Genomic DNA, 26,629 nt, shown 5'->3' on the forward strand with positions numbered 1-26,629 from the left:
GTGTAAACGATGTTTCTATAACTCTGTAAAGGATGTTTGTATATCGTACCTAATGTTTGCCAACGGTTTGTATATGAAACGTAGCGTGTAAAAATGCGCTGTACTTTTGATATTTTTTATTAAAAAAAAATCATTATTCTACCTTAGTCTTCAACTCATTTTCAATTTCAAAGATCAGGGATTCTATCCCACGTTCAACTCGATGTGCGCGATTTTGTACAAGTGTATTATCGAAAGCAATTGCATAAAGTAACTTGGAGAAATCAGCATCTTTTTTAATCATTAAATAGTCCATTGAACTAATCTGATAATGGCCAAAAAATTGTAATTCTGGGCGAGCGTGCCATTCGAAATATTGCAATAACGAAGGATTTATTTCTTGTAATTTAAATTGAGTGCGTTCTTCTTCATACCTGTAATAGTAGGGATACAGGGATTCATAAAGCAGTGAAAGAGATCCTCTTAAACTATCATTTAAAATAATTTCAACTCCCTTTGAAACCAAAAGATTATAACCACTTTTATTAGGGTCAAAATGGGGGTTCACACGAATTTTCGCCACATCATAGAAGAATGTCTCAGATGGGATAGAATCAGTCTTCATAAATCGGTTAATGTCTTTAGTAGCCTTGTTGATGCTATCCATTGATTCTATATCGGAACGTATTTCGACCAAATCATGTTCTAGATTGCTTAATATTTCTTGTAAAATTTTGATTTCTACGGATCTTTCTTTTACCGTGTCATTCCAGTTATTGAGCTGTAATGCAATCAAAATACCAATGACCACAAGTACTATTTCTCCAATCGCATATTTAAAGTACTTTCCAGTCCTGTTTTCCATCAGCAGGTTTTGTCTAATTTTTCGAAAGAATTTTATCATTGGTTAATGGTTGGTTTAATGAAGCACAACTACATCTATTTCTATTTTACAGTAATTTAAACAATCTTGTAGAATTGACGTAAAATAAAAAAGGGATAGTCATCGACCATCCCTTTTCTGAATATTTTATAACTGTCGTTCTAAGCTCTTGAGATCAATGATTTGAAGAATACAAACCAAAACCCAAGAATAACATAAAAGGAAAAGGAAACAATCCAAAATCATTTAAAGGTATAGCGCTGTGCATACCGAACATGAAATAGATTATTAAGGCGAATTCCAATACCATATTCGGAGACAATTTTTTAGCCAAGTACTTATTTCCTTTCCAACTTTGCTTCAACGTACTGTTGTTGAATTTTGGTGTACGAACAAATTCACTTTGCTTACCCATGTAGCCTTCTATTACAGCAATGGTGTTATGTAAAGAATATATTCATTCAAATTCGGTAGTATTTGTATTTATTGAACATGGGGAAGATAATTTTATGCTAGTAACATAAATTTTAAAACAAATATTATTTGTGATAATTTATATCGTTTGATCAACGGGAGTAAACTGTTAGTACAAAAGTATACTTACGCCAATGAGTGAATTGAGGGTGATCTATATCATTTTACAATTCAGTTTTTTACCATTACTTTATTTTTAAAAAATTATATTTTGAAAAATGTTAAGATCGGATTAAAGAGGTTTTTAAGGAGTACGAAGTGGTTTTCTTTTACTTCAGTTATCGTGCTTTTTATTTCTATGGGCATCTTAATATTAATCGGAATACACAAACTTGTTATTATTATTAAAGATATTTTTGTTCTTGGCATTAAGAATTTAGATGATATTAACATGAACATAGTGTCAACTGGAATTTTAAGTATTATTGATATTTATTTATTAGCTATAGTTGTTTATATTTTAGCTATTGGTTTGTATAAGTTGTTTATTGGACCTTTTGAAGGTTATACTTGGATGGAAATTGACAATATCAACGATCTTAAGCAACACATCGCAAAAATGATTGTATTATTTCTAGCAACTTTTTTACTGCAAAAGATAGTGGAATATGATGATCATGAAAAAATACTAAATTTTGGGTGTGTAATTATTGGAATCATGGCAGTTCTAATTTGGTTTAGTATTTCTCTAAAAAATAAAACAAAGCATAAGTAAAAAGATTTATTGGAATTACGACCAAATAGGCAACAAGTGTTCTCTTCGTGCAATTTTGGCGAATCTAACTTTGTTCAAGAAATAAAAAGAATTTATAACTCGCCATTTTGAGTAGTAGGAAATGGTATTGATGAAGTTTGAACAGCTGACAAGTGGCAATCTATAGAGATGCTAGTTACAAACTTACGCTAGAACTGAAAGTTACTTGAAATAATATCATAACTTCCATTTACTTATGAATACATCCTTTAAATTTAAAAGTGTCACAAGTTCTTGAGCGCATTCACTTATAATTGATTTTTATTGAAACTTTTGGCTAATGATTCACTTTTACACACATGTATAACACCCATATTTAACAAGAACCATAAATGCTAAAAAAATTTCTGATTACGCCAAAAATATCGGTACTTGGCTTCAGGAGATTTCTTGCATTAGACCATATTACCACTTTATTTTGACCAAATACCAAAGCATCAATATCTTTGTTATGTCATTATGATATAAATTACCTTTCTTGTTGGCAACGTGTTAACTTCAACTTTAAGTATTTTAGTTACATAATCTACAACCTTAAAAAGAAATTTTGATGCATCAATTTCATTTTGTTTTTCTGACGAGGTATTTTTATATAGAATGATCTATTTTCTCAGCCATAAGTTTGATAAACTCTTCTTTTCAAACATTTAACTTAATTTTCATGCTTTTTTTTTAAGTCCTAAAATGTTCAATATTTTGTCCATAAATATAATTTTATCAAATTTGCCATAAATAAGAACAACTACGCATATTCCTATTTTACCGGTAATTAAAACAATTTTGTAGAATTGAAGTAAAATAAAAAAGGGATAGCCATCGACCATCCCTTTGCTGAATATTTTACAACTGTAGTTCTAAGCTCTTGAGGTCAATGATTTGAAGAATACAAACCCAAAGCCCAAGAATAACATAAAATGAAAAGGAAACAATCCAAAATCATTTAAAGGTATAGCGCTGTACATACCGAACATGAAATAAATCATTAAGGCGAATTCCAATATAATATTCGGAGACAATTTTTTAGCCAAGTACTTATTTCCTTTCCAACTTTGCTTTAACGTACTGATGTTGAATTTTGGTGTACGAACAAATTCACTTCGCTTACCCATGTGGCCTTCTATTACAGCAATGGTGTTATGTAAAGAGAAACCTAAGGCTACCGAGAAAAATGTAAAGAATATTCTTATGTAATCTACAAAGTTGTTAAAGCCGCTACCTTGAATGCTCTTGTAGGTAAACCAATAACAGACAAATAAAATGATCGTACTAATGGCGAACAAACTTAAAAGAGAGAAAACCCAGTCTAGGTGCCCATAGGTGTTCTTAATATATAAAGAGGGTATGCTTAATATTGCTACTAAGAATACACATAAGAACATAGAGCTGTTCAGCAAATGCATAACCCCATGAAATTTTGTTTTAAATGGTATGTTCTTGGCTCTTACAACACTCCAAACGGTTTTTCTAAAGTTCTCTGCGCCACCTTTGTTCCATCGAAATTGTTGTGAACGTGCGGCACTGATAACTACAGGTAGCTCTGCAGGAGTTTCCACGTCTTCTAAATATTTGAATTTCCAGTTCTTTAATTGTGCACGGTAACTTAGGTCTAAATCTTCTGTTAGCGTATCGCCTTCCCAGTTACCAGCGTCAATGATACATTCTTTACGCCAGATACCTGCGGTACCATTAAAGTTAATGAAATGTCCTTTGCTATTACGACCTACTTGTTCTAATGTAAAGTGGGCGTCTAAGGCAAATGCCTGTATTTTCGTTAACGTTGAATAGTCGCGGTTTAAATGGCCCCAACGGGTCTGTACCACTCCTATTTCTTCATCTTTAAAATAAATAACGGTTTTCTTTAACCAATCTGAAGCTGGCAGAAAATCAGCATCAAAAATGGCGATGAATTCGCCCTTTGCTATTTTTAATCCTTCTTTTAGTGCACCTGCTTTAAAGCCAGATCTATCTGTTCTGCGAATATGCTGAATATCTAAACCGGTCTCTTGTAATTTAGCAATGGTGGCGGCAGTAGCAATTACGGTATCATCAGTAGAATCATCTAACACCTGAATTTCCAATTTGCTTTTTGGGTATTCTATTTTGGCGATATTCTCCAATAAACGGTCCATTACATACTCCTCATTAAAAACAGGAAGTTGAATGGTTACGAACGGAATTTCCTTTGGATCTAGAAGATTAAATTTAGGAGCGGTTTGGTTCTGTCTTTTTTGAGACAAATAGTTGAATAAAAGATTTAGCTGCGCCAAGCTATAAAAGAAAATCAATAGTAATGATAAACTATAAATTGCTATAATAAAATACGCTAGTGCTAATTCCATATTATTTTATACTGTATTTGAAGATCCACCCCAAAATTTTTATGCCTGCAAATATACTACCTTTTACGGTTCCTGAAACTTTTGAGACACCTATTCTTCGTTTGTAACGTACTGGTACTTCGGTATATGTCATTTTATTTTTAAGAATTTTCAATTGCATTTCCACTGTCCAACCATAGGTTTTGTCTTCCATGTTCAATTCTTTGAGCTTTTTGTACTTAATGGCTCTAAAAGGGCCTAAATCAGTAAACTTTGCGCCAAAAAATAATCGCATTAGAAATGTAGCCAACCAGTTGCCGAACACTTGCTGTGGAGTCATTGACCCTTCTTCACGCAAGTTTTTTCTTCTGGCCCCTACAACAAAATCAATATCATCTTTTAAAATAGGAGCAACCACCTTATCCAATTCCTCAGGATAATCAGAATAGTCTCCATCGATAAATACGATAATATCGGGCTGTTTGGATTTCGATGCTACATATTTTAAACCATGAAGACAGGCATACCCATACCCTTTGTTCGTTTCTGTAAGCACGGTAGCACCAGCGGCTTCGGCATTTTTTACCGTATCATCGGTGGAATTATTATTAACAACAATAACCTCGGATACCGTTTTCGGGAGTTCGTTGATGACATGTGCAATCGAATCTGCTTCGTTAAAAGCCGGAATAATTACTTTTATATCGGCCATTATTTTAAATCTGATAAATTGTTTTCACGAGTAAAGTCTTCGAATCTCGACCATTCTTTAATCTTTTTACCGTTACTATATTTTTCTGCAGAAATCATTTTCGAATTTTTGTATTTCAAACAATAACCATTTTCAAGTCCATTATTTAATTGACATTTATGATTTATTTGACCTTTCTTGTCATAAAATAACCACCAGCCTTCCTGCTTATTTTTGACATACTTACCTTCTTTAGTACGAATTCGATTTTCATCATAGAAAAACCAATATTTTTCTTTCTTACCATAAGTAAAAAAGCCTTTCTCGGCTATTTTACCATTCGTATGATAAAACGACCAGTAATCGGTCTTTACATTAAAACGCATCCACCCTTCGCTTGCCAAAGTACCATCTTCATAAAAGGTGCGTTCATAGCGTTTGTCTTCAGAACTTGTAAAAGCTAAAAAGACAAAGCTGATTAGAATGGCGTAAACGAATATTAATGGCTTCATGTTCAATCTTTTTACCAATTAATGAATTTGGACTAAACTTGGTTGTCAAAGATCGGTTAAAATACTTTGATAGTGAATTTGTACCGTTGATTATCGTTTTTATGCTTTGTTTGTATTTTAGATTAAGATTGATAGGTATCGATAATCATTGATTTAAGTCACTAATACTGATTTTAGAAATTGCCAACTTCATTTGAGCATCTATTTTTTATTGACCAAATCCATAAGGTCTATATCGTTGCCTAATAAAACTTCTGTAGGATTGATACGGCCTTCTTCAGGACCATTTTCTAATTTAAGTACCCCTCTAGGGCAAACAGCAGAACATACACCGCAACCTACGCAGCTAGAACGAACTATATTTTCACCCTTTTGGGCATAAGCCCTAACATCGATACCTTGTTCGCAATAGGTAGAACAATTACCACATGAAATACATTGGCCACCATTTGTGGTAATTCTAAAGCGCGATTTAAATCGTTGTACAAATCCTAAATATGCGGCTAATGGGCAACCAAACCTACACCATACCCTATTACCAAAAATCGGATAAAAACCGGTACCAATAACCCCTGCAAAAATAGATCCTATTGCTAGGCTATATACATTTTGTACACTTTGGGTCTTAATACCTAAAACAGTACCCGTTTCTGAGAAGAAACTATAAAGTGTCATACCTGTCATTACAACGGCAAAAAGAAGTACTCCGTGAATTAACCAACGTTCAACTTTCCATGCGAAAAGAGATTTATCTGAATGTTGTCTGTAGGGGTCACCTAATGTTTCAGCTAGGCCGCCACAACCGCAAACCCAAGAACAGTACCATCGTTTTCCAAAGAAGTATACCATTACAGGAACAATTACCAAGGTTAAAACCACCCCCCAAAAAAGGATGAAAATACCGATGCTACCACTATTTAAAAGCGTCTTTAAATTCCATTGAAAAAAGAAGTCATAATCCAAGGGGAAAGCATTTTTAAAATCATAGTAGGGCATTTGTAAACGCACCATGATTTCTGGAATAAGAAAGGCGAATACAATCTGAAAGAATAGTACAGATGTTGTTCTTACTACTTGGTATATGTTGTGGCGGTATTTTATGTACATACGTACGGCCATAACCGACATTACAACACAATACATAAAGCCATACACGAACCAATGACCGGCTGGGTTGCCGCTTAAACTTTCGCTAATTGGGTCTACTAAGTAGGTCCAATTGGTTGCGTATTCTGGACGGAAATATAAGATCAAGTAAAATGAAACCAAGAAGATAAAGACCAGCCAAGCGATCCAACCTCTATTGGTGGAGCTCTGATGATAAATTCCGTCATTTTTAATTCCTTTAGGTCCCAAAAGAACTACTTGGGGAATAATGAAAAGTAGGGCGCCGATAATACCCAATCCAAAGGTTATGAACCACATTAGCCCTTTGTTTTCTGCTATAAAGCCTACTCCGGATTTTTTGGCAATAGACCCTGCCATATCTCTACCCTTTGTATAAATAATTTTTTTATACTCTTTATTTTTTCTGTGCGTCGCATTGGCATTATCCACGGCAGAAACAATTATTGGAGATAAGCTCTGAACACCATTAAATTCTTTGCCCTGTATTTTGGTTTCTAAATCTTGAATGAATAACTCACTTTTAATTGAATTGTCCGATACTATTTCTTGAACGATGGTTTTGTCGACTTTGAACGTTCCAAGAAGTGGTAAGGCAGCAAATGTGCTTAGACCTACCAAAAAAATAATCATTCCTATATTTTGAAGTACTTTCATTTTTTTGTGCGTTAAGCTTTGCTAAAAATTCGTTTCCAACTTTTCTTTTCTAGACGTATATTTTTATTGAAGTCTGTATTGTATTTCTTAACGATTTCTGAATCATATAGTTTATAAAACTCAGGGTCGAAATTTGCATCTTTGAGGTAAGTCATAACATAGTCTACATCTTTGTTTTCTGTAAGCCATTGGTCCAAAATCTCATGCCGCATTCGAATACCGAAGGTGTTGATGCCTAAGAATTTCATCGTGTCTTTATGATATGCAATGGTGATACAGATTTTTTCTTTTGAATGTCTCCAATGAAAATGATGCTCGTAATCTTCTTTACTTCGCTCGCTAAATACCCAACCATATGTTTGGTATTCTATATCTAAAAATTTGGCAGAATTAAACCAGTGTCCAGGATTATATTCTCTAGGATTGTCACATAGGGTTTGGGCCAAAGCTTCCCCCATCATACGACCAGTGTACCACACCGCTTCAATAGGTCTTCTACTGCCAATGCCTTCATGTTGTTCTGCACAATCACCAATAGCATAAACATCTTTGGCGTTAGTCTCTAAAAATCGGTTGACTTTTACGCCTCTTCCTAATTCGATGCCAGATTTTTTTAGAAAATCAATATTAGGAGAGACGCCAGCGGTTAACCCTACAACATTACATTTTATTGTTTCGCCTTTATCAGTTACTACAGCTCTTGCTCTTCCGTTTTGATCAGATATAATTTCTTCTAGATTGGTGTCTAAACGTAAATCGATATGATGTTCTAAAATGTGCTCGTTAATCATAGCAGATTCTCCTGATGGTAAGACTCCGTTCCAAAAACTTTTTTCACGTACAAGAAATGTTACCGGTATTTTTCGAGAACGAAGCATTTCTGCCATTTCAATACCAATGAGTCCACCCCCAACAATAACAGCTCGGTTACAAACCTCATCATTAGGAGCATTTTTTTCAAGTAATTCTAGGTCTTGTTTTGAATAAAGTCCTTGAACACCTTTTAAATCTTGACCTGGCCAGCCAAATTTATTCGGTTTTGATCCTGTTGCAATTACCAGCTTATCATAAGTAATGGTAGAGCCATCTTTTAGAATTAGTTTTTTTGAATCAGTTGCTACTTTTTCTACAAAGCCATTAACTAAATCGATTCTGTTTTTTTTCCAAAACCAATTTTCATATGGCTGAGTATGTTCAAATTTCATATGGCCCATGTAGACATACATCAATGCGGTACGGGAGAAAAAATAATCGCTTTCTGCAGATATAATGGTGATTTTATTTTCTGATAGCTTTCGCACATGTCTGGCTAAAGTAACCCCAGAAATGCCATTGCCTATAATTACAATATGATTCATATAATGCTTTTGTTGGTCCTTGTGTCGGTATTAAAGGTAATAACTTAACAGCTACATTTTTATTTAGAAAGATTATAAACACATGATGTGACAGTAGCTTTTTTTAACGTATTTTACGTTTTAATCATCTTTAAACGGGTTATTGGTAATCACATAATCAGTGTATTGTTTAATTGAAGTTTATTAAAAAAGTATATGAAATAAATTTAAGTGTATGGTTGTGATTCAAAGCACGACTTAAATCAACTCGATATCAATACTAATTTTAAAGTTTCATGAAACGACATATCATACAAATACTATTTTTCTTATTGATTGTGACCGGTTCATCAGCGCAAGAATTGAATACGTTTTTTAACGGAACCGATAGTTTTTTAAAAGCTAATATCGTAGATGGTCGGGTTAAGTATAATGGGATTAAAGAAAATCCAGAAGCTTTGAAAACTATTTTAGATTTAGCAAAGGATATTTCTGTGTCAGAATCAGACCCTATGAACTACCAAACCTTTTGGGTCAATGCTTATAATCTTATTGTGATAGATGGTATCGTTAAAAACTACCCATTAAAATCACCCTTGGATGTTGATGGATTTTTCGATAAAACTAAACATAGTGTCGGTGGTAAAATGATAACTTTAAATGGTATTGAAAATGAATTGTTACGGGCAAAATTTCCGAATGAACCACGATTTCATTTTGTGTTGGTGTGTGCAGGATTAGGTTGTCCGCCGATAATAAATGAAGCGTATATTCCAAAAAAGTTCGAAACTCAATTACAACGACAAACAGTTTTAGCAATGAACAATCCTAGTTTTATTAGGGTAGAGGGTAATAAAGTCAGTGTTTCGCAAATCTTTGAATGGTATAAAGATGATTTCGAAAGGGCAGGGGGTATAGTTGCATTCATCAATAAATTTAAAACTTCAAAATTACCAGCTTCTGTCGAATTTGGCTTTTACCCATACGACTGGACCTTAAATTCCAAATAGTTGAATTACTTCTTGTATAGGCAATTGATGGTTAACGATTAGCTGGTATTTCTTAACATATAGTTATGTGTGTACCCTATTGCAACATGCTGTAAATAATATAATTTTAGGGGACTAAGGAATTTAAAAATGAAAAAATTAAGTCTTTTATTTTTATTCGCCATTCCGTTTTCTTGTTTTGGCCAGGTAAATAAGAAAATTAATGGGGTGAGCTTTGTTGCCTCGAGGGAAAAGGTGGTTCAAGAGCAAGTGGAAGCTATAGTGCAGGTAAATGCAAATAGTGCTGCTGTAATGCCTTTTGGATTCATCAGAGAAGTGAATAATCCGCAAATTACATTCAATACCGAACGACAATGGTTTGGTGAAACGAAGAGCGGAGCAAAACAATATATAGATATGCTACATGAAAATGGTCTTTCGGTAATGATAAAGCCACAAATCTGGATTTCTAAAGGTGTTTTTACCGGAGTTCTGAAAATGGATAGCGAAGACCATTGGAAGCAATTAGAAGAATCATACTGTGAATTTATCATGACTTTCGCTCAATTAGCGGAGGATAGTAAAGTTGATGTGTTTTGTATAGGTACCGAATTAGAGCAATTTGTGAATAATAGACCAGCGTATTGGAATGGATTAATTTCTGAAATACGGCAAGTATATAAGGGGAAACTTACCTATGCAGCGAACTGGGATGAGTTTGACCGAGTACCCTTTTGGCAGCAACTGGATTATATAGGTGTAGATGCCTATTTTCCGTTATCAGAATCAAAAACACCATCAGTTGATGAGCTTGTAGTCGGTTGGCAACCTTGGAAATCTAAGATTTCAGCGTTGTCAAATCAAAATCAAAAACCAATTCTTTTCACGGAATATGGATATAGAAGCATGGACTATTCTGCTAAGAAACCCTGGCTTGTAGATCGTACTGAAGAAAGGCCTAATATGGTATCTCAAGCGAATTGTAAAGAAGCTATTTTCTCTGAGTTTTGGGGAGAAAAATGGTTTGCAGGTGGTTATGTTTGGAAATGGTTTCCAAACCATGGTGCGGCCGGTGGTTTAAATGATAACAGATTTACACCTCAGAATAAACCATCGTTAAAAATAATCAGCGATAATTATAAAAAGTACGGTGAATAGTTTCAATTTTGCAGGCCGTTAGTTGTTTCGAAAGATGGCACAAACTTTGTTTCCCTTGTCATATGTTTAGGTATTTAATTTTATTGGTATTTATTACTCAAGTCACAATTGGTCAAGAATCGTTGAAAACAGTAACGGCCCAACCTGGCGATGGTATTCTTTCCCTTTTAAGAAAGCAAGGGGTTAATCCTTATGAAATTTTTGATGAATTCATAGCATTGAATAATCATGATTTAAGAGATAGTGTGCATCTTATCGCTGGTAAAACCTATGTGATTCCGAAGTTCGAATTAGAAAAGGTACCAGTAGTAGACTCGTTACAAAAACAATCTACTGATGTTAAAAAGTTAGAGAGTGCTTCTTTTGCTATTTTCGGTGATAAGCATAAGACGGTAATAGCCAAAAGTGAACGACTAAATGGGAATGTGTATTATTTGGTTTCTGGTCATGGTGGTCCTGATCCTGGTGCAATGGGTGTTTATGCAGGTAAAACTATATCGGAAGATGAATATGCCTATGATATTACATTACGTTTGGCGAAAGAATTATTAGCTCATGGGGCAATGGTTTATATTATTATACAAGATCAGAACGACGGAATTAGAGATGAGCGTGTTCTTGAAATTGACCATGATGAAGTTGCCTATCCAAATAAAACGATTCCTTTAAACCAAGTGGCACGATTAAAACAGCGGGTAGAAATCGTTAATGACCTTTACAGGTCGAATAAGGGTAGGTATCAGCGTTTAATAGTTACACATGTTGATAGTAGAAGTGTGGGGCAAAATATAGATGTGTTTTTCTATTATCATGAAAATAGTAAGAATGGTAAAAAGTTGGCAGAAAGTATTCATACTACTTTCGATGCCAAGTATAAAAAATATCAACCCAATAGAAGTTATGCAGGTACTTTTGAAGATAGAACCTCGCTTTATTTGGTTAAGAAAACGCACCCTGCAATGACGTTTATTGAAATCGGTAATATTCGTAATGCTAAGGATCAAGTTAGAATCGTCGATCCAGATAATCGCCAAGCATTGGCAAAATGGATTAGTGAAGGGGTGTTGTTAGATTTTGAAGAGGAATAAAATTTATATGGCAATATGTTTCAAATAGTATTGATGTAATTCTTGGGGTTTTGCCCCTAGATAATATTTAAAATGAATCATTCCGAAATGCCATTGTAGCATCCACATTCCACATTCCTCATAGCGGCGAGCAGAGGTTGTTACTGCTGCGGGTATTATTTTGAAAGGTTTTAATTTATACATGCGGCCAATAAACTCATTATCCTCATATATGATATAGTTTTCATTAAAACCGTTATTCTCATGAAATAGTTTGTTGGTGATAAACAGAGATTGGTCTCCGCCCCGACAGATCTGATGGTTGATTTTTGTGCACCAAGCAAAAAACTTCAAAAAATTACTGTCACTATTAAAGCGCATTTGAAAACAACCTACTTCATGACCTTCTTCAAAAGCTTTAAATATAGCCAAGTCAAAGTGTTTTGGTGGTAAGGAATCTACATGTAAAAAATAAAGAATTTCTCCAGTTGCTATTGCAGCACCGACATTCATTTGAGCTGCCCTCCCTTTTTTGCTATTAATTACGATAGCACCATAATCACGCGCAATAGAAGTTGTTTCGTCGCTGCTGCCGCCATCAACGACCAGTATTTCTTTAATGAGATTAGAACCCGCATTTTTTGAAATGGCGAAAAGTACCTTCTTGATATAATCGGCCTCGTTCAATACTGGAATAATGATACTAATTGTGGGCTGATAACTGCTCATAAACACCTATTTGCTTTCTTATGGTAGTAAAATGACGACCTAACTTACAGTTGCTTTATCAATTCTTGAAATAATTTTACCATTTTAGGTTCTGTTTTTTCAGCTATGGTAATAATTTCACTAATGTCTACAGGCTTAAGATTATCTGGGTCACATTCGTCGGTTAAAACTGAAACAGCTACAATAGGAAGCGATAAATGGTTGGCTACGATTACTTCTGGTACGGTACTCATGCCAACGGCGTCTGCGCCTATTAGCTTAATCATTCTATACTCTGCCTTCGTTTCAAGTTGGGGGCCTACGACCGAAGCATAGACTCCGGTTTTTAATGAAATATCGTTGGCTTTGGCGATAGCTAATAATTTATTTCGCATGTCTAAATCGTAAGGTTCAGACATGTCTGCAAAACGCTCTCCATACTCACCTACATTCTTAAACGCCAATGGCGATCCACCTTGCAGATTAATGTGATCTTCGATCAACATCATATCACCTTTTTTGAAGTTTAGGTTAACTGCACCAGCTGCATTTGAAATGAAAAGTTTGGTAATGCCCAACATATGCATAACACGTATTGGGTATGTAACATCTAAAAAATCATAGCCTTCATATAAATGAAATCGGCCTTGCATAACCACTACTTTCTTGCCAGAAATGGTGCCATATACCAATTTACCCGTATGAAACTCTACGGTTGCTAAAGGAAAAAATGGAATATGGTTGTAATGGGCATCTATAGGGTCTTCGATGCTATCTACCAATTTTCCTAATCCAGTACCTAATACGATTCCTATTTCAGGTTGGTCAAAACCTTTGTTTTTAAGGTATGCTACAGATTCTAATAATTGTTCTTTAATCATGAATTTATATGTTTTAAAAAGGGTTGAAAAGCTTCAATATCCTTTATGTCCTCGTAATAATCTACGTCGTTTCTTGTTTCTAAAAGAGCAGTTTTCTTGTCTTTAAGGTCGGCAAGGGTATCCTTTAAAACCGTTTCGGTGCCCCAATCTTTGTTTGTGAAAAGTTCCGGTATATAATTTTTCATCCCAAGTAAATAATAGCCCCCATCTTCTGCTGGCCCAACTACAAAATCATTAGATTCAAGTGCTTTAAATGCTTGTTCTATATCTTCCTGCGATAAATCGAACATATCACTGCCAATTACTATGATTTTTTGATAATCGCTTTGAAATCCCTCTTGAAAAGCATTCGCCATACGAGCGCCCAAATCGTTACCATTTTGTAGTTTCTTGCCAAAATGTTTGTTGTCCCAAATATCATTCTCCCAAATCTCTTCAGAGTAATATACGAGCTTTTCAGCATACAAATTACGGGTGATTTTAACGGTATGGTTGAGTAGAAATTGATAAATATTCAAGGCCGACTCGTCGCCAACCGTTGCCGCCAATCGCCTTTTTCCTTTACCCAGCTCAGGATTTCTGGTGAAAATCAACAGTAAATTATTAGAGCTTGCCAGTGTAAAATCAATTACCTTTTCATCTCGCTCAGCTTTGTTGTCTTGTATTATTCCCAATTTAAATTTTATTGTTTGTACTAACTAATAAACCTTTATTCCTTCATGTAAAAGCTTGCCCCAATGCTTGCTAAACGAATGAACACTATCTGTCGCTATTTCTTTGTCGTTAAATACTTCGCCACCTTTATTTTTCCATTCAAAAATACCACCGTGTAAATTAAGTACTTTGGTGTAACCAAGCTTCTTCAACTTTTCTCCAATATTTTCTGAACGCACACCAATAGAGCAATAAACTATAATGGGTTGAGAAGTGTTAGGGATAATTTCAAGAATATTTTGTTCGTCAAAATCTTTATAACCTACCCAAATTGCATTCTTTAAATGGCTAACATCAAACTCTTCCTTTTCTCGAGTATCTAAAAACAGAATTGAATCTGACATAGATAAACTTTCAGGATAGATATAGGGTATACTTTCTTTGTTCCAGGTTTTTAAAGCGCGATCAATATCATCTTGCCCAACTACAACGTTTGAAAAGAACATGAGGAAAAGTAAACTGAAAACCTGCAGATATTTGATTAACTTCATGGCTACAAAGGTACTATTTTTAGTTTCCAAGGGTTATAGTTTTAAATTCGAGTTTATGGTTAAAGTTTTGCAAAAAGTATTTTTTAAATCGGTGTTAGTCATGTTTATCATGTTCGGTTTTAGCTGTAAACAGGATGTGAAAATTCAAGAAAACACCACAGAACCGGAACCATCTGACTATTATACGGAATTATATCGGCCGCAGTTTCATTTTACCCCAGAAGAAAAATGGATGAATGATCCTAACGGACTTGTTTATACCAACGGAAAATATCATTTGTTCTATCAGTATTATCCAGATAGTACTGTTTGGGGCCCTATGCATTGGGGTCATGCGGTAAGTGAAGATTTGATTAAATGGAAGCATAAGCCCATCGCACTTTATCCTGATGAGAACGGATTAATTTTTTCGGGTAGTGCCGTAATCGATAAAGAAAATACATCTGGTTTCGGTACAATAGAAAAACCGGCAATGGTTGCGATTTTCACGTATCATAACATGGAAGGAGAACGGTCTGGTAAAAAGGATTTTCAAACTCAAGGAATTGCATACAGTTTAGATGATGGAGATAGTTGGACGAAGTATGAAGGTAATCCTGTTATCGGTAATGATGGGATAAAGGATTTTCGGGATCCTAAAGTTTTTTGGAACGATAAAGAGCAAAACTGGACCATGCTTTTAGTTGCGGGAGACCATTTGCAAATATGGGACTCAATGAATCTAAAGGAATGGGAAAAAGTATCTGAGTTTGGAAAAGATAGAGGCGCTCATGGGGGCGTATGGGAATGTCCTGATTTATTTCCTTTAAAAATTGAAGGAACTGATAAAGAGAAATGGGTGCTTTTAATAAGTATTAACCCAGGTGCGCCGAACGGAGGTAGTGGTACACAATATTTTATTGGTGATTTTGATGGAACAACTTTTACAACAGATCAAACGGAATCTCGATGGATAGATTTAGGAAGAGATAATTATGCAGGAGTTACCTATAACGATACCCCGAACAATGAAAGAATATTTATTGGGTGGATGAGTAACTGGGATTATGCGAGAGATACGCCAACCGAAAAATGGCGAAGTGCTATGACAGTGCCTAGAAAATTAACATTACGTGAAATTGAAGATGAGATTTTCTTGGTGAATTATCCCTTAGACAATATGAAAGGAGTAGAAGATAAAGTTAATTCAGTAACTCAATTTCAGTTAATGGATAATCAGAAGAAAGTCATTCCGTTGAAATATGGTAATCAATCTGAAATTAGATTAACGGTCAAGAATCCTGATATGAAAATGTATTTAAGTAACGAAGTTGGTGATAGCTTGGAAATAGGAATTGATAGAAAAAACAAAATGGTGGTTTTTAACCGTGAGAAATCAGGTAAAACCGATTTTAGTGAAAAATTTGTTGGGGGTTTGCAAAAGATGGATATGTCGAATTTACCAGAAGAAGCTATTGAGGTAAGAATATTTTTAGATCATTCTTCTATAGAGCTTTTTATTAACGGAGGGCAGTATGTGATGACCAATCAAATATTTCCAAATCAGTTCTATACCGCTTTGACCCTTGAGAATAATTCAATTGGTGAATTGAAAATAAACGATTTCAGTGAGCGTAAGATGCAGCGTATTTGGGATTAGACCTATTGTTGCGTCATTTCTTTTGCTAAAGTTTCTAGGTCTATGCCTAAATTTCCCTTATTGACTTTAAGTACTTTTTCTCGTAATTCTTTTGGAAGTGCTTTATAGCCTAATTTCGCGCCTAAAATCATACCGGCTACTGCTGCAACGGTGTCATTATCACGACCATAATTGATTATGAATTGCATCGTTTTTACAAAATCACCTTTTCCAAATTCAAGGCCTGTTACTAGTATTTGCCAAATTTCTGCGGAATGTAATGCAATGCCGCGCTTATCCTTTTCCAATATTTGATAAAGCATTTCTTGACGTACCCAATCTTTTTTTGAGCCAATAAATCCCTTAGGTATTTTAAATATAAGAGAGTCCTTTAGAAATAGAGAATCAATTAAAACAAGTTGGTTTATGCGTCGAACGTTTTTTTGCGTACCATCTAAAATTACCGTAGGTATACGACCTACTAATCTACTATCTGCATACCCAATAGGATCTATGAATTTAGAAGCGTTCATTATCGAGTCTAAATCTTCCGTTCGCAATGCCATATGCGTCATGGTTGAAACCAAAGCTGAAATATCTTTGGCGTAGCCAATATCAAAAAGACTTAAGTCATATGCTTTTTGGTAAGCCTCTAGTGGGGATTTGGATATGAGTCCGATCATTGGGGTGTATAATTGTCCGGCGCACGACATTTCTCCACCATAGAATCGGTTTAGGGCTTGCAAATATGCATTGTTGTCTTTTTTGTAGGCCATTGACACTCTTGCCCATTCCTTGATCCAATCTATTTTTTCAATTTTTGTGTCGAGTGCATCCGTACTTGTTTGAATATCTTTATTGGCTAATGCTTTTGTTAGGCTGGTGTAATATTCGATGATGTACTGTGCGAAATTATCTGGAGATATGGTGTTGTTATTGGCTTTAAAATAATGTACCATCAAGCTTTTCCAACGGGTATCATCAGTTGTTGCTCCAGATAATAAATTATGCTCCCAAGTTCCTTCGGGAGATTGTTCTCGTACCGCAGGTGTTAATCCATTTATATATCCATAACTAAGCTGAATATCCTTTCTGTGCCACATCTCTGTAGAAGCTCCCATGGCATCACCAATTGCCGAACCTACCAGTGCACCTAACACTTTGTCATAATAAACAGAATCTGCTAATTGTAATTTTTCACTAGCATACGTACTGTTGGTTGGAGAGGGGATATCAAATTTTTTATTTTCATTTTTGCATCCAACAATACAAACTAAGATAAGGAGAGATACATATTTCATGATAGTATCATGTTTTTGCTCATGAGTAATAACTGTTCTTTTTCGACTAGTGTTCTGCTTAAGGGTAATTGTGCCAAACCTATTAATCTTCGCATAATTTCAATGCCCGTGATTTTTTTTAATAGTTCTGAATCTAAAACGGTAGGATATGTTTTTTCAATTTTTTCAATATAAGAGGTGTCGTTAGTTGCCATTATTAAGTGCCCCGCCATTACCCCAAGATCAAATTCGGGAAAACCAATAAACCCAAATTCTGGGTCAATAATATAAAGATGGTCATTTTTCGACATCCAACTTCCTGGATAGTAATCTCCATGTAAAAGCGTATTTCCTTTCGATAAATATTTTTCGCCAATTAGGGATACCTGCTTTTTAAGGTCTTCATTTTCTTTAAAAGGCATCGATAGTTCTTGTAGCCCTATTTGAATATCGTCTAAGGAGAAACCGTTATCCGTAAGAAAAGGCAGAACAAAAATATGCTGGTGGTTAAGCTCTCTCATTTTCATATTGGCAGGAAAATCGCTTTTTGTCGCAGTATTGTGAATTTGATGGATTATGGTAATAAGTTTTTCAAAATGATCAGTATTGATAGTGCGTTCGTGATAAATTAAATTCATATCATCACAATCACCTATATCCTCCATCGCTAAAATGTAAGATTCAGGGTCAAATCCTATAATAGTGGGAGTATTTTCTTTGATGACTCCGCTACCAATTGCTTCGTAGAAATAATTTTCGACTACAATTCTTTCTACAGGGGCCGGTATGTCTTGGTATTTCTGAACGAATGGTCTAGATTGTTTTATAACTATAGAGCTTATGTCAGTAGTTACACGAAGTACCACATTCATATTGCCTTCACCAGCCTTGGTGATCTTGGTGATTCGTTCATTTTCTTCTATCCAATGTTTATTTGTTAGATAGTTTTCTAAAGAATTATAAGAGCTGTCTTCACTAATTTGTATCAAAATCTTTTCTTGTATATCAAATGAAGATAGGTATTAAAACAAAAAAATCCTTACCGTTTAAGTAAGGATTTATTGTGGTGCCTCCAGGAATCGAACCAGGGACACATGGATTTTCAGTCCATTGCTCTACCAACTGAGCTAAGGCACCATGTCGCTATAAGCGGCTGCAAATATAATTTCAATTTTAGGATTTACAAACTAATTCATAAAAAAAGCGAATTGTTTTTTTAATTTATAATCTTTGTAACATGAATTTAATCATTGATGCCGGTAATACTAGTGTAAAGTTGGCAATATTTAAAAAGACGGAAATCATTCATTTAGAGTCTGTTGCTACCTCTGATTTTGTAGCGGCAGTAAAGATAATTTTCAAAAGTTATCCGAAAATTGAATCTGCAATTATTTCTAGTGTTGGGGCACTTTCTAAGGAACAAATGAAGGTTCTGGCTATTTTTTGCGAGGTGCATGAGCTTTCGAATGCCTCAAAAGTGCCGTTTAAGAACTCTTATGCCTCTCCTCAAACTCTTGGTGTTGATCGTTTGGCTCTTGCAACGGCCGCTTTTTATTTTAATCCGCACCAAAATAATTTAATAATAGATGCAGGAACATGTATTACCTATGATATGTTGAATGATTTTGATGAATATTTAGGTGGTGCCATATCTCCCGGAATGCAAATGAGATACAATGTTATGCATGATCAAACGGCCAAGTTGCCTTTGTTGGAGAAAGAAGAGCTCTTGGATTATATTGGAAATACTACTGAGAAATGCATGCACAGTGGGGTCATAAATGGTGTAACTCTCGAAATTGACGGTGTCATTGACCTATATAAGAGACGTTTTGAAGATTTAACAATTATTTTAACAGGCGGTGATGCACTATTTTTGTCTAAACGATTAAAAAATACCATATTTGCGGATTCTAAATTTCTCCTGAAAGGGCTTAATTATTTGCTAGAATACAACAAGCACTAAATGATCAGAAAAATTGTAATTGCAATTGTATACATATTCACTATTGGTATGTACGCTCAAGATGGTACTGTTTCTCCCTATTCTTTTTTTGGAATCGGTGATTTGAAGAATGCCAGTACGGTAGAAAATCAAATGATGGGGGGTATAGGCGTTTATGCAGATAGTATCCATCTAAACTTAAAAAATCCTGCCGCTTACGGTAAATTAGGTTTAGAGGTAATGGATAAAGAAGGGCTTGTTACCTATACTGCCGGGGTTTCCAATAAACAATATCGACTTAAAAGTTTTACAGAGGAAGAGAAAAGTTCAATAACTAGTTTAGATTATTTGGCTTTGGGGTTTAGTCTAGGTAAAGGTTTAGGAATGGGATTTGGTATTATGCCTTATTCTTCTGTTGGGTATAATTTAATAAACGAACAAACTAATTCAAGCGGTTCGTTGACGAATATTTACACTGGTGAAGGTGGTTTAAATCGTGTTTTTTATTCCGTTGGATATGAGGTTTTAAAAGATGTAAGCATTGGAGCTACTGTTAATTTTAACTATGGTACTTTAAAAAATTCGCGCCTACAACAAATTGATGGTATTCAATTTGGAACTTTCGACAGACGTAGTTCCAGGGTAAATGGTTTCGATTTCAATTATGCCTTAAATTATTCGCCTGTAATAAAAGATAGATATAGGCTGCATTCATCTATACGTGTAAACACTCAAGGTAATTTGGTGTCTACGAACGATAGGCAAATAGGCTCGTTTTCTGTAGCTACAGGGGGTGATATTGAAGAAATTGAAGTTAATTTAAATGCCCAAAATTTAAAATATACAGAATTAAAAATACCTACAACTACTACGTTAGGTCTTGGTTATGGTGAGGATTATAAATGGTTTGTAGGAGCTGAATATAGTTTACAAGCAATGAGTTCCTTTGAAAATGTTTTTCTTGGGGCAGATAGTGTACAATATAATGATGCAAGTTCAATTGCTTTAGGTGCTTTTATTACTCCTGACCATGATTCTTTTACAAGTTACTTAAAACGAGTAACTTATAGAGCAGGTTTGCGTTTAGATAAGACTGGAATGATAGTCAATGATGTTGATATCAATAACTTTGGCATAACTTTTGGATTAGGCTTACCACTGGGTAGAAGTTTCTCAAATCTTAATTTAGGATTTGAATTTGGAAGAAGAGGGACGACTAGGGCGAATTTAATAGAAGAAAGTTATTTCAAAATAAATGTTGGACTTTCATTGAACGATCGTTGGTTCCAGAAAAGAAAAATCAATTAATAAAAATTTAGTACATTAACCACTTTAAAAAGAGAAAAAATGAAATCGAAACTTTACTTCACGGCAATAATGTTCCTTGGGATGATGGGGGTAAGTAATGCACAGGCTCAGAACCCTGAATGTATGACGAATCTGTCTATCTTTTCTGAACACGCAAAAGTTAAAAATTATGATGCTGCTTATGAGCCATGGAAAATGGTTTATGAAACATGTCCTCAATTAAATAATGCAATTTATGTATATGGAGAACGTATTCTAAAGGATAAATTGGATAAAGCGACAGGTGCTGATAAAGAAAAATTCGCAAATGATTTGATGGGTCTTTATGATAATAAAATGAAGTATTTTGCCTCAAAGACTAGTATGGCTGAAACCATGGTCGATAAAGCATTGGTGAAGTATGATAATAAAATGGCTGATGATGCAGAAATGTATGCCATGATGAGCGAGGCTTTTACAAAGGATCAAGAAAACTTTACAAACCCTAAGGCATTATATATCTATTTTTCTAGTTTAGTTGATGAACATAAAGCTGGTAGAAAAGATTTGCAAGAGGTTTTTGATGTTTATGATGCTGTGACAGAAAAGATTGAATTAGAAAACGAACAAATCACTGGTAAAATTTCTAAGCTTCTGCCAAAAGAAGAAGCAGGAACGTTGACATCTAAAGAGAAGTCTCGTTTAAAATCTTATAACTCTTATTCTGAGGTTTATGGTAAAATCGCGGGTAGTATCGATTCTAAATTAGGTCCTTTAGCAGATTGTAGTAACTTGATTCCTTTATATGAGAAGAGTTTTGAAGAGAAAAAAGGTGATGTTGTTTGGGTGAAAAGAGCGGTAGGCCTTATGTTCAACAAAGAATGTACTGACGACCCAATGTTTCAGAAATTATTTGAAGCTCAATTAAAGTTAGATCCATCTGCTGATGCCTATGTATATGGTGGTACTTTGAAAATGAAGAATGGCGATACTGCAGGTGCACTTGCCGATTTTGATAAAGCTTTATCTTTAGAGACAAACAATGATAAGAAATCTAAGATTGCTTATAAAGTTGCTGTGATAAACAAGAGAAAGGGTAGTAAGTCTACAGCACGTAACTACGCTCAGAAAGCTATTGATGCAAATCCGTCTAATGGTCGTGCTTATTTATTGATTGCTAACTTATACGCAACTAGTGCAAATGATTGTGGTAGTACCACTTTCGAAAAAAGAGCAATCTATTGGAAAGCTGCGGATATGGCAAGAAAAGCAGGTAGAGTGGATCCATCTTTAAGTGGTTCTGCAAGTCAAGCAGCAAATAGTTACCAAGCTAAGGCACCAACTAAAGAAATGATCTTTAGTTCAGGTATGGCCGGTAAAACTGTGACCTTCTCTTGTTGGGCAGGTGGTAGTGTAAAGGTTCCATCGTTATAGTAAAAATGATACAAATTTTCAATTATAGAGGCATTGCCATGGTATGTACCATGGCAATGCTTTTTTTATCTTGTACGGATAATTATAAAAGAGTGGGTGATGAGGCTGCTAAAAAAATCTATCCTAGAGGTGTTGTTGAAGATTTTGTGCTTACATATACTGAGTCCCCTGAAAAATTAGGTTCTGAAGATCAAGGTGCTTCTAAAGTTCTTGCAATTTTATCGGGTCCTATCCGTAATGATTTCGACCAGCTTTCATTTCCATATCAAACCTTTCCAGAGGGTTTATTAGTGGAAATATTTAATGAAAAAAATGAAAAAACAACAATAGAAGCAGATTACGGAGTGTTGTATACTGCAACTTCTATTGTAGATTTGCGTGGAAATGTAGTGATAAAAGGAGATGATGGCAAAAAGCTAGAGACCTCTCAGTTGTATTATGACCGTGCAAATGAATGGGCGTTTACACAAGAGAAGTTTACATTTACCAACCCAGATGATGGTACGGTGATGGATGGAGAGGGTATGGATATTCAAAAGGACCTTCAGTTTTTGAATGCGCATAAAACCTATGGTCTAATGTTGATAAAAGAAAAAAAGGATGATTAATATTTTAAGGTATACTGAATACCTATATATTTTAGTAGCGGGTTTTTCTATTTTTAGAATTTTTACCGATTGGAATACGGACCGAAGTATGGCATATTTGTTCATATTTTTTGCTGTAGTTTCTATTGGCATGTTTTTGTTTAGAAGAAGCTATAGAAAAAAGTTTGAACAGCGTAAGCGAGATAATAATACTAAAGAATAGTGGGTACAGCTGGTATTATCATTATACTTTCACTAGTTTTTTCGGCATTTTTCTCAGGAATGGAGATTGCATTTATTTCTGCAAATAAAATACATATCGAAATTGAGAAAAAGCAAGGTGGCTTTTTAGCAATGGTGCTCACTAGGCTAACCAAAAAACCATCGAAGTTTATTGCAACAATGCTAATTGGTAACAATATAGCTTTAGTTATTTATGGTCTTTTTATGGGAGAAATTCTCATGAATTGGTTTACGGGCATGACCCCTGAAAATACTGTCTTAAAGATTTTAATTACAGATTTCAGTCTTTTAACCCAAACTTTGATTTCCACTTTTATCATTTTGATAACAGCAGAGTTTTTACCGAAAGTGATGTTTCAGATTTATGCTAATAGCTTATTGAAATTATTAGCAATTCCTGCGTTTATTTTCTATCTGTTATTTTCATTTATTTCAGATTTCATAATCTGGATTTCAGATTTAATCTTAAAATATATTTTTCGCACTTCAGGTGATGAAGTACAATTAGCATTTAGCAAATTAGAACTCGGTGATTATATTACTGAGCAGATGGAAACTGTTGAAGCGGAAGACGATGTAGATACAGAAATTCAAATTTTTCAGAATGCTCTAGAATTTGCAGCTGTTAAGGCTCGAGAAGTTATGGTTCCTAGAACTGAGATTGTGGCTGTTGAAATGCATGAGACTCCCAAAAATCTTGCTAAAATTTTCACTGAAACCGGATATTCGAAAATATTAATTTACAATGATACCGTAGACAATGTTATTGGATATGTGCATTCTTATGAGCTTTTCAAAAAACCCAAGACTTTAAAAAGTATTTTACTTCCTGTTGAGTTCGTACCAGAAACAATGCTTATACAAGATATACTGAATACTTTAATGAAGAAGCGAAAAAGTATAGCGGTAGTCTTAGATGAATATGGCGGTACCTCTGGCTTAGTTACCGTTGAAGATATTGTAGAGGAGCTTTTCGGTGAAATTGAAGATGAACATGATACTACCGATTTACGTGAAGAACGTGTAGATGAGCGTCATTACCTTTTTTCTGCTCGTTTAGAGGTAGATTATATAAATGAAAATTATAAGATAGAGCTTCCTGTTTCGGATGAATTTGAAACATTGGGGGGGCTTTTGGTGCATACTTTAGGGGAAATACCAGAAAAAGAAGTAGAGTTAACCATAGGGGCTTACAAGTTTATTGTATTGGAAGTTTCGAACACAAAAATTGATTTAGTATCTATAGAACTTTTAGAAGAACAATAACAGTGTATCGACCAATAAATTAGGTGTCTTTTTAGTTTTTATTATTTCAATTAAAAATGGTAGTTTTGCCTCCCAATAACCACAAACGATTATTTTAAACGTTAATTAGAATGGCAGTATTAGAAAATATAAGGAAACGTACAACAGTGTTGATCTTGATTATAGGTTTAGCGCTTTTTGCATTTGTTATTTCTGGTGTTTTTACCAGTAGCAATTTTGGAGGTGAAAAAGTAGGTTCGTCCATTGCGGAAATTAATGGTGAGGATATATCCATAGATGAGTTTAGACAAGAGGTAGAGACGGCGTCAAGAAGAGTTGGTCCAACTGCTTCATCTATGCAGGTTGTTAACCAAGTTTGGGAGAACACAATTAGAAAGAATGTTTTAGGAGAGCAATTCGAAGATTTAGGTATCGGTATTGAGCAAGATCAGATTGTTGACTTTCTACGTTCTACAGGATATGCACAAAATCCTGAGTTTCAAAACCAAAATGGTCAGTTCGATCCTAATATCTTTAAGCAAACAGTAGCTGATTGGAAAGTTAATAACCCAGCACAATATGAAGCTTGGTTGCAAACGGAGAACGAAATCATTCAATTGGCTAAAGAACAGACTTACTTTAATATGGTAAAGGCTGGTGTTGGTGCAACTTTAAAAGAAGGTGAGCTAGATTATAAGTTGGCAAACGAGAAAATGGATATTAAATATGTAAGAATACCTTACTCTTCAATTCCAGATAGTACAATAACGGTAACTAAAAGTGAGATTGCTGATTATGTTAATGATCATAAAGACGAATATAAGCAAGACCCAGCTAGAGATTTACAATATGTGTACTTTGAAGAAAAGCCATCTGAAGCAGATGAAAATGAGATCAAAGTTGCTATTACAAAACTTTTAGATGACACTATAGAGTATAACTCTCAGACAGATCGTAACGATACTATAAGAGGTTTCAGAAACACTAAAGATGTATCGGCATTTTTAGACAGAAACTCAGATACGAAGTTTGATACTATTTATAAGGCTAAGAAAGATTTACCTGCTAGTGTTGCAGATACTTTAATGAGCTTGAATATAGGTCAAATTTATGGTCCTTATAAAGACGGTGGTTCTTATAAGATGTCAAAAATGATTGCAAGAAAGCCAAATGGATCTGTAAAAGCAAGTCATATCCTTTTAGCATACACAGGTGCAACTAGAGCTAATCCTGATGTAACAAGAACTAAAGAAGAGGCAGAAGCAAAAGCTAAAGAATTACTTAAGGAAGCAAAAAAATCTGGAGTTGTATTTTCTGAATTGGCAAGAGATAATTCAGATGGTCCTTCGGCACCACAAGGTGGTGATTTAGGGTATTTCCAAAGAGGAGTTATGGTTCCTGAATTCAATGATTTTGCATTTAATAATAATGTAGGTACTATCGGTTTAGTAGAAACTGATTTCGGATTCCATATAATTAAAGTTGATGATAAGGAAGATGTGGTTCAGATAGCTACTATTGCTAGAGAAATTGTTGCATCCGAACAGACAATAAACACATTGTTTACAGAGGCGACAAAATTTGAAATGGAAACTACTGATGATGAAAGTACTTTTTCGGCAATAGCTAAAAAAGAGGAATTTGTTGTACGACCTGTGAATAAAATAAAAGCTTTGGATGAAAACCTTCCTGGTTTAACTAATCAGAGAAATATTGTTCAGTGGGCTTTCAATGGAGATACTGAAGTTGGCGATGTTAAACGTTTCAATATCAACAATGGCTACGCGGTCGTTCAATTGACAGGTAGTTATGCAGAAGGTGTTATGAGCGCAGAAGATGCGTCTGTATTAGTTTTACCTATAATTAGAAAAGAGCGTAAGGCAGCCAAAATTATTGCAGCCAATAAAGGGAAGGACATGAGTACTATTGCTTCAGATAATAGCGTTTCTATTTCTAATGCCTCAGCACTTACGGTGAAGTCACCAACTATTCCTGGTGCAGGTAGCGAGCCAGTTGTTGTAGGTACAGCTTACGGTATGGCTGAAGGAGCGACATCAGGATTGATTGAAGGGAATACCGGAATTTTCAAAATCGAAATCGTTAAGAGGACAGAAGCTCCAAAACTGGATAATTACAGTGTTTACGCAAATCAATTAAAGACTAGTGCTGCAAGTCGTGTGAATACTTCAGTATATAACGCGTTAAAGGACGCTGCGAAAATTGAAGATAAGAGAGCTACTTTTTACTAGTAG

The 26,629-nt window shown here is 34.8% G+C and carries 24 protein-coding genes, 1 tRNA gene and 1 pseudogene; 12 read left to right on the forward strand and 14 right to left on the reverse strand.

Annotated features, from left to right (window positions below; all coding sequences use genetic code 11):
* Positions 1-133 precede the first annotated feature (133 nt).
* The gene (locus AACZ41_RS09595) at positions 134-844 is read right to left on the reverse strand and encodes a DUF6090 family protein (protein WP_339628206.1); all 711 of its coding nucleotides are present in this window, start codon (positions 842-844) and stop codon (positions 134-136) included.
* A gap of 179 nt (positions 845-1,023) precedes the next feature.
* A pseudogene (locus AACZ41_RS09600) lies at positions 1,024-1,316 on the reverse strand (glycosyl transferase family 2); the annotation flags it as partial.
* Positions 1,317-1,547: 231 nt separating this feature from the next.
* Between AACZ41_RS09600 and AACZ41_RS09605 the strand changes: the two are divergent.
* The gene (locus AACZ41_RS09605) at positions 1,548-2,051 is read left to right on the forward strand and encodes a YqhA family protein (RefSeq protein WP_339628207.1); all 504 of its coding nucleotides are present in this window, start codon (positions 1,548-1,550) and stop codon (positions 2,049-2,051) included.
* A gap of 893 nt (positions 2,052-2,944) precedes the next feature.
* Here the strand turns inward: AACZ41_RS09605 and AACZ41_RS09610 are convergent.
* The 5 genes from AACZ41_RS09610 to AACZ41_RS09630 all read right to left on the reverse strand — a co-directional run bounded on the left by AACZ41_RS09610 (position 2,945) and on the right by AACZ41_RS09630 (position 8,751).
* A complete protein-coding gene (locus AACZ41_RS09610) occupies positions 2,945-4,429 on the reverse strand; it encodes a cellulose synthase family protein (protein WP_339628209.1) in 1,485 nt (494 codons plus the stop codon).
* 1 nt (position 4,430) lies between these two features.
* Complete coding sequence (locus AACZ41_RS09615) at positions 4,431-5,120, reverse strand: glycosyltransferase family 2 protein (protein WP_339628210.1); 690 nt, start codon at positions 5,118-5,120, stop codon at positions 4,431-4,433.
* Positions 5,120-5,611, reverse strand: a complete 492-nt coding sequence (locus tag AACZ41_RS09620) for a hypothetical protein (protein ID WP_339628212.1) — start codon at positions 5,609-5,611, stop codon at positions 5,120-5,122. Before AACZ41_RS09620 ends, AACZ41_RS09615 begins: the two co-directional genes overlap by 1 nt.
* Before the next feature lie 201 nt (positions 5,612-5,812).
* On the reverse strand, positions 5,813-7,393 hold the full coding sequence (locus AACZ41_RS09625) for a 4Fe-4S binding protein (protein ID WP_339628213.1): 1,581 nt from the start codon (positions 7,391-7,393) through the stop codon (positions 5,813-5,815).
* Between the two features lie 11 nt (positions 7,394-7,404).
* Complete coding sequence (locus AACZ41_RS09630; protein ID WP_339628214.1) at positions 7,405-8,751, reverse strand: FAD/NAD(P)-binding oxidoreductase; 1,347 nt, start codon at positions 8,749-8,751, stop codon at positions 7,405-7,407.
* Positions 8,752-9,026: 275 nt separating this feature from the next.
* Between AACZ41_RS09630 and AACZ41_RS09635 the strand changes: the two genes are divergently transcribed.
* From AACZ41_RS09635 to AACZ41_RS09645, 3 genes are all read left to right on the forward strand, one after another.
* Entirely contained in the window at positions 9,027-9,740 is a 714-nt protein-coding gene (locus tag AACZ41_RS09635; protein ID WP_339628215.1) for a DUF547 domain-containing protein, read from the forward strand.
* Between the two features lie 129 nt (positions 9,741-9,869).
* Complete coding sequence (locus AACZ41_RS09640; protein WP_339628216.1) at positions 9,870-10,877, forward strand: glycoside hydrolase; 1,008 nt, start codon at positions 9,870-9,872, stop codon at positions 10,875-10,877.
* A 62-nt stretch (positions 10,878-10,939) separates the two neighbouring features.
* The gene (locus AACZ41_RS09645; RefSeq protein WP_339628218.1) at positions 10,940-11,965 is read left to right on the forward strand and encodes an N-acetylmuramoyl-L-alanine amidase; all 1,026 of its coding nucleotides are present in this window, start codon (positions 10,940-10,942) and stop codon (positions 11,963-11,965) included.
* 3 nt (positions 11,966-11,968) lie between these two features.
* Here AACZ41_RS09645 and AACZ41_RS09650 read toward each other — a convergent pair whose 3' ends face one another.
* The 4 genes from AACZ41_RS09650 to AACZ41_RS09665 are packed head-to-tail and all read right to left on the reverse strand — an operon-like array spanning position 11,969 to position 14,693.
* Positions 11,969-12,673 carry a TIGR04283 family arsenosugar biosynthesis glycosyltransferase gene (locus tag AACZ41_RS09650; RefSeq protein ID WP_339628219.1) on the reverse strand — a complete coding sequence of 235 codons (705 nt, stop codon included), beginning with the start codon at positions 12,671-12,673 and terminating at the stop codon, positions 11,969-11,971.
* Between the two features lie 44 nt (positions 12,674-12,717).
* Positions 12,718-13,533 (reverse strand): purine-nucleoside phosphorylase, encoded by an 816-nt coding sequence (locus AACZ41_RS09655; protein ID WP_339628220.1) that lies wholly within the window; start codon positions 13,531-13,533, stop codon positions 12,718-12,720.
* Positions 13,530-14,207: a TIGR04282 family arsenosugar biosynthesis glycosyltransferase gene (locus AACZ41_RS09660; protein ID WP_339628221.1), complete on the reverse strand. Its 678-nt coding sequence runs from the start codon at positions 14,205-14,207 to the stop codon at positions 13,530-13,532. Before AACZ41_RS09660 ends, AACZ41_RS09655 begins: the two co-directional genes overlap by 4 nt.
* A 24-nt stretch (positions 14,208-14,231) precedes the next feature.
* Positions 14,232-14,693, reverse strand: coding sequence for a rhodanese-like domain-containing protein (locus AACZ41_RS09665; RefSeq protein ID WP_339628223.1), 462 nt, complete (start codon positions 14,691-14,693; stop codon positions 14,232-14,234).
* A 100-nt stretch (positions 14,694-14,793) separates the two neighbouring features.
* Here AACZ41_RS09665 and AACZ41_RS09670 point away from each other — a divergent pair, with 100 nt between their 5' ends.
* The gene (locus tag AACZ41_RS09670) at positions 14,794-16,377 is read left to right on the forward strand and encodes a glycoside hydrolase family 32 protein (protein ID WP_339628224.1); all 1,584 of its coding nucleotides are present in this window, start codon (positions 14,794-14,796) and stop codon (positions 16,375-16,377) included.
* A gap of 2 nt (positions 16,378-16,379) precedes the next feature.
* On the opposite strand, the gene AACZ41_RS09675 is transcribed toward AACZ41_RS09670, so the two are convergent.
* The 3 genes from AACZ41_RS09675 to AACZ41_RS09685 all read right to left on the reverse strand — a co-directional run bounded on the left by AACZ41_RS09675 (position 16,380) and on the right by AACZ41_RS09685 (position 18,773).
* Positions 16,380-17,657, reverse strand: a complete 1,278-nt coding sequence (locus AACZ41_RS09675; protein WP_339628225.1) for an ADP-ribosylglycohydrolase family protein — start codon at positions 17,655-17,657, stop codon at positions 16,380-16,382.
* Complete coding sequence (locus AACZ41_RS09680; protein WP_339628227.1) at positions 17,654-18,625, reverse strand: phosphotransferase; 972 nt, start codon at positions 18,623-18,625, stop codon at positions 17,654-17,656. Before AACZ41_RS09680 ends, AACZ41_RS09675 begins: the two co-directional genes overlap by 4 nt.
* 75 nt (positions 18,626-18,700) lie before the next feature.
* Positions 18,701-18,773, reverse strand: a tRNA-Phe gene (locus tag AACZ41_RS09685).
* Between the two features lie 100 nt (positions 18,774-18,873).
* Here AACZ41_RS09685 and AACZ41_RS09690 point away from each other — a divergent pair.
* From AACZ41_RS09690 to AACZ41_RS09720, 7 genes are all read left to right on the forward strand, one after another.
* Complete coding sequence (locus tag AACZ41_RS09690; protein WP_339628228.1) at positions 18,874-19,602, forward strand: type III pantothenate kinase; 729 nt, start codon at positions 18,874-18,876, stop codon at positions 19,600-19,602.
* Positions 19,603-20,889, forward strand: a complete 1,287-nt coding sequence (locus AACZ41_RS09695; protein WP_339628229.1) for a hypothetical protein — start codon at positions 19,603-19,605, stop codon at positions 20,887-20,889.
* A 39-nt stretch (positions 20,890-20,928) separates the two neighbouring features.
* Complete coding sequence (locus AACZ41_RS09700) at positions 20,929-22,302, forward strand: hypothetical protein (RefSeq protein WP_339628230.1); 1,374 nt, start codon at positions 20,929-20,931, stop codon at positions 22,300-22,302.
* A gap of 5 nt (positions 22,303-22,307) precedes the next feature.
* A complete protein-coding gene (lptC, locus tag AACZ41_RS09705; RefSeq protein WP_339628232.1) occupies positions 22,308-22,910 on the forward strand; it encodes an LPS export ABC transporter periplasmic protein LptC in 603 nt (200 codons plus the stop codon).
* Positions 22,903-23,112: a hypothetical protein gene (locus tag AACZ41_RS09710; protein WP_339628233.1), complete on the forward strand. Its 210-nt coding sequence runs from the start codon at positions 22,903-22,905 to the stop codon at positions 23,110-23,112. The genes lptC and AACZ41_RS09710 overlap by 8 nt, the downstream gene beginning before the upstream one ends.
* A complete protein-coding gene (locus AACZ41_RS09715; protein ID WP_339628234.1) occupies positions 23,112-24,398 on the forward strand; it encodes a hemolysin family protein in 1,287 nt (428 codons plus the stop codon). Before AACZ41_RS09710 ends, AACZ41_RS09715 begins: the two co-directional genes overlap by 1 nt.
* Before the next feature lie 110 nt (positions 24,399-24,508).
* Positions 24,509-26,626 carry a peptidylprolyl isomerase gene (locus AACZ41_RS09720; protein WP_339628235.1) on the forward strand — a complete coding sequence of 706 codons (2,118 nt, stop codon included), beginning with the start codon at positions 24,509-24,511 and terminating at the stop codon, positions 26,624-26,626.
* The last annotated feature ends 3 nt before the right edge of the window (positions 26,627-26,629 follow it).

It is taken from the genome of uncultured Maribacter sp. (assembly GCF_963974015.1).
GTDB lineage: Bacteria > Bacteroidota > Bacteroidia > Flavobacteriales > Flavobacteriaceae > Maribacter.